This is a genomic window from Nocardiopsis sediminis, from assembly GCF_042650565.1.
Taxonomy (GTDB): Bacteria; Actinomycetota; Actinomycetes; order Streptosporangiales; family Streptosporangiaceae; genus Nocardiopsis_B; species Nocardiopsis_B sediminis.
Window position 1 is genome coordinate 49,753 of sequence record NZ_JBHSBH010000003.1, and the last position, 10,581, is coordinate 60,333.

Sequence of the window (10,581 nt, forward strand, 5' to 3'; positions counted from 1 at the left end):
GTGGCTGTGTCTGACGTATACCTCGCCGCCGAGCAGCACGTGATCACCACGGAAGCGAGCGGGGCGATCCTGGGCAACGCCTGGCTGCTGATCGCCTTCCCGCTCCTGGGCGCGGCGATCCTGCTGCTGGGCGGCCGACGCACCGACCGCTGGGGCCACATCCTGGCCACCGCCCTCCCCCTGGCGAGCTTCGCCTGGGCGGTGGTGGCGCTGGTCCAGCTGATCGGCCTGCCGGCCCAAGAGCGGAGCCTGTCGGTCCCGGTCTACACCTGGTTCTCCGTCGGCGACTTCACCATCGACGTGAACCTGCTGCTGGACCCGCTGTCGATCAGCTTCGTCCTGCTGATCACCGGTGTCGGCTCGCTCATCCACATCTACTCCATCGGCTACATGGCCCACGACGAGGGGCGGCGGCGGTTCTTCGCCTACCTCAACCTGTTCGTGGCCGCCATGCTGGTGCTGGTGCTGGCCGACAACTTCGCGCTGCTGTTCCTCGGCTGGGAGGGCGTCGGCCTCGCCTCCTACCTGCTCATCGGGTTCTGGCAGTACAAGGACTCCGCGGCGGTCGCCGCCAAGAAGGCGTTCCTGGTCAACCGGGTCGGCGACATGGGCCTGCTGATCGCGATCATGCTGATGTTCACCACCTTCGGCACGGTCGCCTACAGCGAGGTGCTCGGCGCCTCGGGCGAGGGCTCGCCGGGCGTCATGACCGCGATCGGGCTGCTGCTCCTGCTCGGCGCGTGCGGCAAGTCGGCACAGCTGCCGTTGCAGTCCTGGCTGCTGGACGCCATGGAGGGCCCCACCCCGGTGTCCGCGCTCATCCACGCGGCCACCATGGTCACCGCCGGCGTCTACCTCATCGTCCGCTCCGGCCCGGTGTTCGAGGTGGCCCCGGCCGCGCAGCTCGCCGTGGCCATCGTCGGCGCGGCCACCCTGCTCGCCGGTGCGATCATCGGTTGCGCCAAGGACGACATCAAGAAGGCCCTGGCCGGGTCCACCATGAGCCAGATCGGCTACATGATCCTGGCCGCCGGGCTGGGGCCGGTCGGCTACGCGGTGGCGATCGCCCACCTGATCACGCACGGCTTCTTCAAGGCCGGGCTGTTCCTCGGCGCCGGGTCGGTCATGCACGGCATGAACGACGAGGTCGACATGCGCAAGTACGGCGGCCTGCGCAAGGCCATGCCCGTCACCTTCGTGACCTTCGGCCTGGGCTACCTCGCCATCATCGGGTTCCCGTTCATGTCGGGGTGGTGGACCAAGGAGGGCATCATCGAGGCCGCCTTCGCCAGCGGGGGCACCAGCGGGCTGATCCTCGGCGGCGCGGCGCTCCTGGGCGCCGGGCTCACCGCGTTCTACATGACCCGGGTCATGATCATGACGTTCTTCGGGGAGAAGCGGTGGGCCGAGGACGCCCACCCCCACGAGTCGCCGCGGTCGATGACGGTGCCGATGATCGTGCTGGCGGCCGGGTCGGTCGCGCTCGGCGGGATCCTGGTATTCGGCTACCGGTTCGCGGCCTTCCTCGAACCCGTTGTCGGCGCACCCGACGACCACCACGAGTTCAGCCTCGCCACCATGCTCACCAGCGCCTCCAGCCTCGCGGCCCTGGGCCTGATGATCGTCGGCGTCGCGGTCGCGTGGTTCAAGTACGCGCGCGTGCCGGTGGCGCGGACCGCCCCGGCGGGCAACGTCGTCACCGTCGCCGCGAGCAAGGAGCTGTACGGCAACGAGGTCAACGAGGGGCTGTTCATGCGCCCCGGCCAGGTGCTGACCAAGGCCCTGGTCGCCTTCGACACCAAGGTGGTCGACGGCCTGGTCAACGGGGTCGGGACGAGCGTGCGCGACGGCTCCCAGGGGCTGCGCGGCGCCCAGACCGGGTTCGCCCGGACCTACGCACTGACGATGCTGTTCGGGGCCGTCATCGTCGTCGCAACGCTGGCTGTGAGGATCTGATGACCGACATCCCCTGGCTCACCCTCGCCATCGCGCTGCCCGCCCTGGGCGGCCTCGGTGTGGCGCTGATGCCGCGCGAACAGGCGGAGCAGGCCAAGCGCGTGACCCTGGGCGTCACCCTGGCCACCCTGCTGCTGCTGGTCGCGATGGCCTCGGCGTTCGTGCCGTCGTCGGCCGAACGCCTCCAGTTCACCGAGGTCTACCCGTGGATCCCGCGGTTCGGCGTGAGCTACGCCGTGGGCGTCGACGGCATCGCCCTGCTGCTGATCCTGATGTCGGCGGTGCTGGTGCCGCTGGTGGTGCTGGCGGCGTGGCGGGAGAACGACGACGCCGACGACCGGGGCAAGGGCTACTTCGCGCTGATCCTGGTCCTCGAGGCGATGATGATCGGGGTCTTCGCGGCCACCGACGTCTTCCTCTTCTACGTGTTCTTCGAAGCCATGCTGATCCCGGTCTACTTCATGATCGGGCGCTACGGCCGGGGCGAGGGACGGCGCCGCGCGGCGGTGAAGTTCCTGCTCTACAGCCTCCTCGGCGGGCTGCTCATGCTGGTCGCCGTGATCGGGGTCTTCGTCTACGGCGGCACGTTCCTGTGGAGCGACCTGGTCGGCCCCCAGGGCGGGCTCGCCGGCCTGGACACGTCGGTGGCCCGCTGGCTGTTCCTCGGCTTCTTCATCGCCTTCGCGATCAAGGCGCCGATGTGGCCGTTGCACACCTGGCTGCCGTCGGCGGCCGGGTCGTCGCGGCCCGGCACAGCGGTGCTGCTGGTCGGCGTGCTCGACAAGGTCGGCACCTACGGCATGCTGCGCTACTGCCTGGAGCTGTTCCCCGAGGCGTCGGCCTGGTTCGTCTGGCCGGTGCTGGTGCTCAGCGTGGTCAGCATCGTCTACGGGGCGATCCTGGCCATCGGGCAGAGCGACATGCTCCGCCTCATCGCCTACACCTCCGTCTCCCACTTCGGGTTCATCACCCTGGGCATCTTCGCGATGACCACCCAGGGGCAGTCCGGGGCCTCGCTGTACATGGTCAACCACGGCTTCGCCACGGGGGCGCTGTTCCTGATCGTGGGCTTCCTCATCGCGCGGCGCGGCTCGGCGGAGATCGCCGACTACCGGGGCGTGCAGAAGGTCGCCCCGGTGCTGGCCGGATCGTTCCTGGTGGCCGGCCTGGCGGGCCTCGCCCTGCCCGGGCTGTCGCCGTTCGTCAGCGAGTTCCTGGTGTTCATCGGCACGTTCACCGCCTACCCCGTCCCGGCGGTCATCGCCGCCGTGGGCGTGGTGCTGGCCGCGCTCTACATCCTGTGGATGTACCAGCGCACCATGACCGGGCCCACGCCTGAAGCGCTGGCCAAGCTGCGCGACCTGTCCGGGCGGGAGGTGTGGGCGGTCGCCCCGCTGCTCGCGCTGATCGTGGTCTTCGGCGTCTACCCGCAGCCGCTGCTGAACGTCATCAACCCCGCGGTCGCGGAGACCATGCGCCAGGTCGGCACCACCGACCCCGCGCCGGAGATCGACGCCGCCGGCCTCAGCGCCGAAGGCCAGGAAGGAGAGACCGAGTGATCCCCGCGATCCACCCGGCGCCCGCCGCGGCCCTCGCCGCGCCGACGGTCACCCAGGCGCCCCCGCACATCGACTACTGGCTGCTCTCCCCGATGCTGGTGGTCTTCGCCGCCGCCGTCGCCGGGGTGGTCATCGAGGCGTTCGTGCCCCAGGCCCGCCGCCGCGCCGTCCAGTTCGGGCTGGCGCTGATCGCTTTGGCCGCGGCGTTCGTGCTCACGGTGCTCCAGGTCGGGTCGCTGCCGCCCGGCGAGGCCGGTGTCACGCTGGCCATGGGCAGCGTGGCGGTCGACCGGGTCGCGCTGTTCCTCCAGGGGACCATCCTGGTCCTGGCGGTGATCAGCCTGCTGCTCATCGCCGAGAACCGGCGCGGCGAGAGCGCGTTCGCCGCGCAGGCGGCCACCGTGCCCGGCAGCGAGGAGGAGCGCGGCCACGTCCTGGCGGGCTCGCAGCACACCGAGGTCTACCCGCTGGTGATGTTCGCGGTGCTGGGGATGCAGCTGTTCCCGGCGGCCAACGACTTCCTGACGATGTTCATCGCGCTGGAGGTGCTGAGCCTCCCGCTGTACCTGCTGTGCGGGCTGGCCCGCCGCCGGCGGCTGTTCTCCCAGGAGGCGTCGGTCAAGTACTTCCTGCTGGGCGCGTTCTCCTCGGCGTTCTTCCTGTTCGGCATCGCGCTGGTGTACGGCTACGCCGGCTCGGTCAACTTCGCCGACGTCAACGACGTGATCACCTCGGGCTCCTCCCCGCTGTTCGGGCAGGGCGGCGAGGCGGTGCTGCTCATCGGGATCGGGCTGGTGGGCGTGGGCCTGCTGTTCAAGGTCGGCGCGGTCCCCTTCCACAACTGGAAGCCCGATGTCTACCAGGGCGCCCCCACCCCCATCACGGCGCTGATGGCCTCCTGCACGCTGGTGGCGGCGTTCGGCGCGCTGCTGCGCGTGTTCTACTCGGCGTTCGGCGGCTCGGTGGAGCAGTGGCGGCCGATGCTGTGGGTGGTGGCGATCCTCACCATGGTGCTCGCCGCGGTCGTTGCGGTCACCCAGCGCGACATCAAGCGGCTGCTGGCCTACTCCTCGGTCGTGCACGCCGGGTTCGTGCTGACCGCGGTCATCGCCGCCAGCCCCGAGGGCGTCGCGGGCGCCATGTTCTACCTGGCCGCCTACGGGTTCACCACGATCGGCGCGTTCGCCGTCGTCACCCTCGTCCGCACGCACGAGACCGGGCCCGAGGCCGGGGAGCTGACCCAATGGGCCGGGCTGGGGCGCACCTCGCCGATGCTCGCCGGCGCGCTGGCGCTGTTCCTGCTGGCCTTCGCGGGGATCCCGCTCACGAGCGGGTTCATCGGCAAGTTCGCGGTGTTCCAGGCGGCGATGGCCGCTGGGGCGACCCCGCTGGTCGTCGTCGGCGTGCTCAGCAGCGCCGTCACCGCCTTCTTCTACGTCCGCATCATCGTGCTGATGTTCTTCGCCGAACCGGCAGAGGCGGGGCCGAAGGTGGTCAGGGCCGGCGCCCTCACGGGATCGGCCATCGCCGTCGGGGCGGCGGCGACGTTCCTGCTCGGCGTGTACCCCACGCCGGTCCTGGACAATCTCGTCCCCCAGCCCGGGCAGGAGGGAGCCGAACCGGCTGCGGCCACCGCCGACGGGTTCACCCGGTAACGTCGGGAGCGGCCCGGGGACGTGGCTTTGGCGGTTGAATCCGGGTCCGCTAACTTGGCAGTCGGATTATGTTCATCCCGAGAGCGCGCGATATGTCCGGTTGGAGATATCGCGCGCCGTTGACATGTGGAGCTTTCAGGTGAGCGGTGCTGTCCCGAGCGGTTTCCTCGCTCTGCCGAGTGTCGACGCCGGCCTCGCCCGGGAGGTCCAGGACTCCCTCGACCAGGTCGAGAAGGTCCTGCGCGAGGCGGTCGCGGCGAGCGACCCCATCCTGACCGAGGCAGCCACCCACCTGGTCTCCGCCGGCGGCAAGCGGTTCCGCGCCACGCTCGTCCTGCTCGCGTCCCACTTCGGCGACCCCACGGCGCCCGACCTCATCCGCGCCGCCGCCGTGGTCGAGCTGACGCACGTCGCCACCCTCTACCACGACGACGTCATGGACGAGGCCGAGCTGCGCCGCGGCGAGCCCAGCGCCAACCAGATCTGGGGCAACACCGTGGCGATCCTCGCGGGCGACTACGTCTTCGCCCGCGCCTCGGAGATGCTCGCCGACCTGGGCACCGAGGCGGTGCGCATGCAGGCGCGCACCTTCGGCCGGCTCGTGCAGGGCCAGATCCTCGAGACCTCCGGGCCGCGCGACGGCACCGACCCGCTGACCCACTACACCAACGTCATCGCCGACAAGACCGCGTCCCTCATCGCGGCCTCCGCGGAGTTCGGCGCCACGTTCGGCAAGGCCGAGCCCGAGGCCATCGACACCATCACCCGGGCCTGTGACGCCCTGGGGATGGCATTCCAGCTCTCCGACGACATCCTCGACGTCAGCAGCGACACAGCGGAGTCGGGCAAGGTCCCCGGCACCGATCTGCGCGAGGGCGTCCTCACCCTGCCGATGTTCTACGCGCTGCGCAGCACCGACCCCGCCGACGAACGGCTGCGCGGGCTGCTGGGGCGCCCGCTCGACGACGACGAGACCGCCGAGGCGCTGCGGCTGCTGCGCGCCCACCCGGCCATGGAGCAGGCGCGCGCGTCCACGGGCGAATGGGCCGACAAGGCCCGCTCCGAACTCGCCTCCCTGCCGGTGGGGCGGGCGCGTACCGCGTTCGAGGCCCTGTGCGACTACGTGGTGGAACGCACGGGCTGACCGCCCGCCCCGCCGGCTCCCCGGCGCTCTCTTCCCCGGCGCTCCCCGCAGGCCCGGTAACGCCGGGGTCTGAAGTTGGTCATGCGGTGACAACCGCCGCATGCCCGACCCCCCCGGTGGGCATGCGCGCCCGTTGGCGGCGGGACGCCGCCGACGGACGGCAGGGCCGGTGAAGGGGAGCGTGGAGCAGTGGCGGTTGACAATGGGGCGGAGTGGCTGATCGGGCACCGGCTCCTGGACCGGGACGGCAGCAGCGTCGGCAGGATCGGGCAGGTCTTCTACGACGACCAGACCGATGCGCCCAAGTGGATCACGGTCCGCACGGGGCTCTTCGGCAGCCGTGAGTTCCTGGTCCCGCTGCTGGGCGCGCGCTCCGTCGACGAGGGGCTGCAAGTCCCCTTCGAGCGCGATCAGATCAAGACCGCCCTCGGCTTCCCGATCGGCGTGCACATCTCGGTGGACCAGGAGGACCTGGCCTACCGCCACTACGGGCTGCGCGCCGAGGTCCCCGCGCAGCGGCGGCCCGAGGACGAGGGGCGCCCGAGGGGACGGCACGCCCGCCCGCCGGAGCAGGAGGAGCCGATGCGGCAGGAGGAGCCCGTGGGGGCCGCCGGCGTCGCCAACGCGGCCGGGGACCCCGAGCCGCACGAGCGCCCCGAGGAGGAGAGCCGCGGGTAGGGCGCGGCCAAGCCTCAGGCCGACGGGGCCGGTGAGCCCGAAGGAGCGGTCCCGGTGTCCTCGCGCGCGGCCGTACGCGCGGCATCGCGCGACGCCGCCCGGTTCAGCCGGGCGGTGCGCAGCATGTCGGTGGCGAACACCACCAGGGCCACCCACACGATCGCGAAGCCGAACCAGCGGCTGGCGGACAGCGGCTCCTCGAAGATGAGCCAGGCGAACAGGAATTGCAGCACGGGGACCATGAACTGGAGCAGCCCCAGCATGCTCAGCGGCACCCGCCGCGCCGCGGCGCCGAAGCACAGCAGCGGCACTGTGGTGATCAGGCCGGTGGCGACCAGTAGCGCCGTGTGCGTGCCCGACACGCTGAACAGGGTGCCCGCGCCGGTGGCCTGGAGGTAGACGACGTAGGCCGCGGCGGGGACGAACATCAGCAGCGTCTCGATGGCCAGGCTCTCCAGGCCGTCGAGCCGGGTGAACTTCTTGAGCACGCCGTAGGTGGCGAAGGAGAACGCCATGCCCAGCGCCAGCCACGGGGGCGCCCCGTAGGCGAAGCCCAGCACGGCCACGGCGACCCCGCCCAGCCCCACGGCGACCCACTGCGCCGGGCGCAGCCGCTCGGCGAACACCAGCACCCCGAGGGTGACGCTGACGAGCGGGTTGATGAAGTAGCCGAGGGCGGCCTGGGTCGCCTGGCCGGAGTTCACGGCGACGATGAACAGCCCCCAGTTCACCGAGATCAGCGCCGCCGCGCCCGCGAGCATGAGCATCTGGCGGGGGCTGCGCAGGACACCGATCAGCCAGCGCCAGTGGCGCCGGACGGCGAGGATCACCAGGATCGTCGCCAGGGACCACACCATGCGCTGGGCCAGGATCTCCAGCGGTGCTGCGGCGGCGACGAAGGGCCAGTAGAGGGTCGAGAACGCCCACATGAGATAGGCGCCGGCGCCGAGAAGGACACCGCGGTTCGCGTCGGACACATAGCGAGACTAAAGGAGGAATCATCCCATGAATACTTAGATTTCCTTACTCCGCTGTGAAGTGGACGGAAACCCCGCACCGCACCGGCGGGTCCACCAGCGGGGGAGGGGCGCGAGGTGAGCAACGCCACGGCGGTGGGAGGGTGACAGTGGTGGGGGCAGGATCATTCTTGCCCGCCGGAGTAGGCTGAAGCCATGTTCGGGCAGAAGGCAACAATGGTCGATCCGGCGCGGGCGCTGCCCGGCCGTGACACTCCGATTCCCGTTCCCGCCGCGCATGAGGTGCTGGGCACCCCGCTGACCCCGCCCTACCCCGAGGGCAGCGAGATCGCCGACATCGCCATGGGCTGCTTCTGGGGCGCCGAACGCGCGTTCTGGCGGCTCGGCACCGAGCACGGCATCATCACCACCGCGGTGGGCTACGCGGGGGGCTACACCCCCAACCCCACCTACGAGGAGGTCTGCACCGGACGCACCGGCCACACCGAAGCCGTGCGCGTGGTGTTCGACCCCCGGGTGGTCTCCTACGCCGACCTGCTCAAGGTCTTCTGGGAGGGCCACGACCCCACCCAGGGCATGCGCCAGGGCAACGACGTCGGCACCCAGTACCGCTCGGCGATCCTCTACCACGACGACACCCAGAAGGCCGCGGCCGAGGCCACCCGCGACGCCTTCCAGCCGGTCCTCACCCGCGCCGGCTACGGCCCGATCACCACCGAGATCATCCCCGCCGGCCCGTTCTACTTCGCCGAGGGCTACCACCAGCAGTACCTGAGCGACACCAAGAACCCCAACGGCTACTGCGGCCTCGGGGGAACAGGCGCCTCATGCCCGGTGGGGGTCGCCGGGACAGAGTCGTGAGCGGACCCGTCCCGTCGCGCTGATCCGGGGTCGGCGGATCGTCTGCTACGGCTCGGTGAGCATGAAGCTCGGCCGAGGCGCACGCCTGTCTCCGGTGAGCCCTCCCGGCACGTGACCCGCTGTTTCGAAGGTGAAGTGAAAGCGGAATGTCACCGGCGTGCGGAAGAGTGGCGTCATGGAGAACCATGAACTTCGGCACGATGCGGGTGGGCGCCCGGTTCGGCGGCGGCGGGTGCGGATCGATGCGGTGCTGGCCGACCTGCGGCGCAACGAGCAGCGGCGGTGTGACGCCTACGAGGATGCGGCCGTCCGGGGCCAGGAGCGCCGGGGCGACTCCGCACGGGGGCACCACCACGCTCAGTGATCTCGGTTCACGCGTGACCCGGTGGTCCTAGGCCGGGGCCGCCGCGAGGGTCCATACCCGATGCGCAAGGGTGGGCTCATGCGTGATGTCGATGGTGTGCGCCTGTATGTGGAGAACGCGGCGGGGATGTGGCCGTGCCGGGGGCCGGAGTTCCACTGTCCGCTGCCGGTGCCCGAGGGGGCGCTGCTGCACCGGGTGCCGCGGGTGGGGAACGTGCGGGGGCTGCTGACCCGGCGTGTGCGTGCCGCGGTGCCGGAGCTCGTGGAGCCGGCCGTGGTCCGGCGCGGGGCCTACACCTTGGAGGACCCGTTCGGCGACCTGGAGTGGGAGGGCCCCGTGCCCGACCGGGTGGCGGAGTACCCGGTCATGGTCCTGCGGCCCGGGACCGGCGGGCATGCCGCCGACGGCGCGCCGGCCCCGGGGGGTGAACGCCGGTCCGGCATCCGTGTGGCTCCCATCGCCGGACCGGCGGACCTGGCCGAGGCGGAGCGGGTCATCGCCGAAGGGTTTCCGATCCCGGCTGTGCTCCCGCTGCTGCCCGGCGGGTTCCTGCCGCACCGGATCCTGGCGGATCCGGCGGCGGGTGTGCTGCTGGCACGCTCGGCCGGTCGTGCGGCCGCCGCGTGCGTCACCTACGACAGCGGTGCCGCCGTCGGCGTCTACTGGCTGGCGACCCTGCCGGCGTACCGTTCGCGAGGACTGGGCCGCGCCGTCATGAACGCCGTGCGCGCCGCCCACCCCGGGCGTGTCCTGACCTTGGTGGCGACCCCCGACGGTGCCCCGCTGTACGCGTCGATGGGCTTCGCCGAGGTGTCGCGGTCATGCTGGCGGTTCTGGAGTTGACCGCCGATGCGCTGGAGCATGCCCCGGCATGCCCCAGCGCGTGTCCCGAAACGCGCACTGGCCGTTCCGGGCCCTTCCGCCGCTATGACGTGGGCCGAATGCGTCCACTCGAACCCCCGAACGGTTTAGCTGTGGCCGACGTTGCCGATGTCGTGGATGTCGACCACGTTGCAGCCGATGTCGTTGACGCCGGTGAACTGGAGAACGTCCACGCAGATCGGCACGGTGATGTTCTGGATGTCGGCGTTGTTGTCCGCGGACGCCGGGCCGGCCATGGCGCCGAAGGCGAGCGCGGTCGCCGCGAGCAGACCGGAGACGGTGGCAATACGCTTCATTGTCTTCCCTTCACGAGTTGGTGGGGCGGGCGGTCCCGCCCGCCCGTTGTAACTTAGCGTAGTGTCACCGGTGCGTCATGTGATTCGGGGGAGAATTCGGAAGATCGCCGCCCCGGTATACGAGATCGCCGCCCCGGTGCCGGGGATCGCCCCCCGGTATCGGGGATCGCCGCCCCGGAAACGGAAACGGCCCGTGTGCGCCAACGCGC

Annotated in this window: 10 protein-coding genes; 8 read left to right on the top strand and 2 right to left on the bottom strand. The window is 71.0% G+C overall.

The features are described from left to right. Positions 1-6: 6 nt before the first annotated feature. The 5 genes from nuoL (at position 7) to ACFOVU_RS01605 (ending at position 6,992) form a co-directional block, all read left to right on the top strand. The gene (gene nuoL / locus ACFOVU_RS01585; RefSeq protein WP_378529457.1) at positions 7-1,956 is read left to right on the top strand and encodes an NADH-quinone oxidoreductase subunit L; all 1,950 of its coding nucleotides are present in this window, start codon (positions 7-9) and stop codon (positions 1,954-1,956) included. Beyond that, a complete protein-coding gene (locus tag ACFOVU_RS01590) occupies positions 1,956-3,515 on the top strand; it encodes an NADH-quinone oxidoreductase subunit M (protein ID WP_378529458.1) in 1,560 nt (519 codons plus the stop codon). Before nuoL ends, ACFOVU_RS01590 begins: the two co-directional genes overlap by 1 nt. Before the next feature lie 8 nt (positions 3,516-3,523). Continuing rightward, positions 3,524-5,170 carry an NADH-quinone oxidoreductase subunit NuoN gene (gene nuoN / locus ACFOVU_RS01595; RefSeq protein WP_378529951.1) on the top strand — a complete coding sequence of 549 codons (1,647 nt, stop codon included), beginning with the start codon at positions 3,524-3,526 and terminating at the stop codon, positions 5,168-5,170. A 139-nt stretch (positions 5,171-5,309) separates the two neighbouring features. Next, positions 5,310-6,314 carry a polyprenyl synthetase family protein gene (locus ACFOVU_RS01600; protein ID WP_378529459.1) on the top strand — a complete coding sequence of 335 codons (1,005 nt, stop codon included), beginning with the start codon at positions 5,310-5,312 and terminating at the stop codon, positions 6,312-6,314. Positions 6,315-6,503: 189 nt separating this feature from the next. Next, positions 6,504-6,992: a PRC-barrel domain-containing protein gene (locus ACFOVU_RS01605; protein ID WP_378529460.1), complete on the top strand. Its 489-nt coding sequence runs from the start codon at positions 6,504-6,506 to the stop codon at positions 6,990-6,992. A gap of 14 nt (positions 6,993-7,006) precedes the next feature. Here the strand turns inward: ACFOVU_RS01605 and rarD are convergent, their stop codons facing one another. Then, the gene (rarD, locus tag ACFOVU_RS01610) at positions 7,007-7,969 is read right to left on the bottom strand and encodes an EamA family transporter RarD (RefSeq protein WP_378529461.1); all 963 of its coding nucleotides are present in this window, start codon (positions 7,967-7,969) and stop codon (positions 7,007-7,009) included. A gap of 195 nt (positions 7,970-8,164) precedes the next feature. Here rarD and msrA point away from each other — a divergent pair, with 195 nt between their 5' ends. From msrA to ACFOVU_RS01625, 3 genes are all read left to right on the top strand, one after another. Beyond that, positions 8,165-8,830: a peptide-methionine (S)-S-oxide reductase MsrA gene (gene msrA / locus ACFOVU_RS01615; protein WP_378529462.1), complete on the top strand. Its 666-nt coding sequence runs from the start codon at positions 8,165-8,167 to the stop codon at positions 8,828-8,830. Between the two features lie 232 nt (positions 8,831-9,062). Continuing rightward, on the top strand, positions 9,063-9,194 hold the full coding sequence (locus tag ACFOVU_RS01620) for a hypothetical protein (RefSeq protein ID WP_378529463.1): 132 nt from the start codon (positions 9,063-9,065) through the stop codon (positions 9,192-9,194). Between the two features lie 78 nt (positions 9,195-9,272). After that, positions 9,273-10,037, top strand: coding sequence for a GNAT family N-acetyltransferase (locus tag ACFOVU_RS01625; protein ID WP_378529464.1), 765 nt, complete (start codon positions 9,273-9,275; stop codon positions 10,035-10,037). A 125-nt stretch (positions 10,038-10,162) separates the two neighbouring features. On the opposite strand, the gene ACFOVU_RS01630 is transcribed toward ACFOVU_RS01625, so the two are convergent. Next, positions 10,163-10,372, bottom strand: a complete 210-nt coding sequence (locus ACFOVU_RS01630; protein WP_378529465.1) for a hypothetical protein — start codon at positions 10,370-10,372, stop codon at positions 10,163-10,165. Positions 10,373-10,581 lie beyond the last annotated feature (209 nt).

Coding starts and splice junctions, on each gene's coding strand:
- ACFOVU_RS01590 (WP_378529458.1), top strand. CDS start 1,956: ATGACCGACATCCCCTGGCTCACCCTCGCCATCGCGCTGCCCGCCCTG.
- msrA (WP_378529462.1), top strand. CDS start 8,165: ATGTTCGGGCAGAAGGCAACAATGGTCGATCCGGCGCGGGCGCTGCCC.
- ACFOVU_RS01625 (WP_378529464.1), top strand. CDS start 9,273: ATGCGTGATGTCGATGGTGTGCGCCTGTATGTGGAGAACGCGGCGGGG.
- ACFOVU_RS01630 (WP_378529465.1), bottom strand. CDS start 10,372: ATGAAGCGTATTGCCACCGTCTCCGGTCTGCTCGCGGCGACCGCGCTC.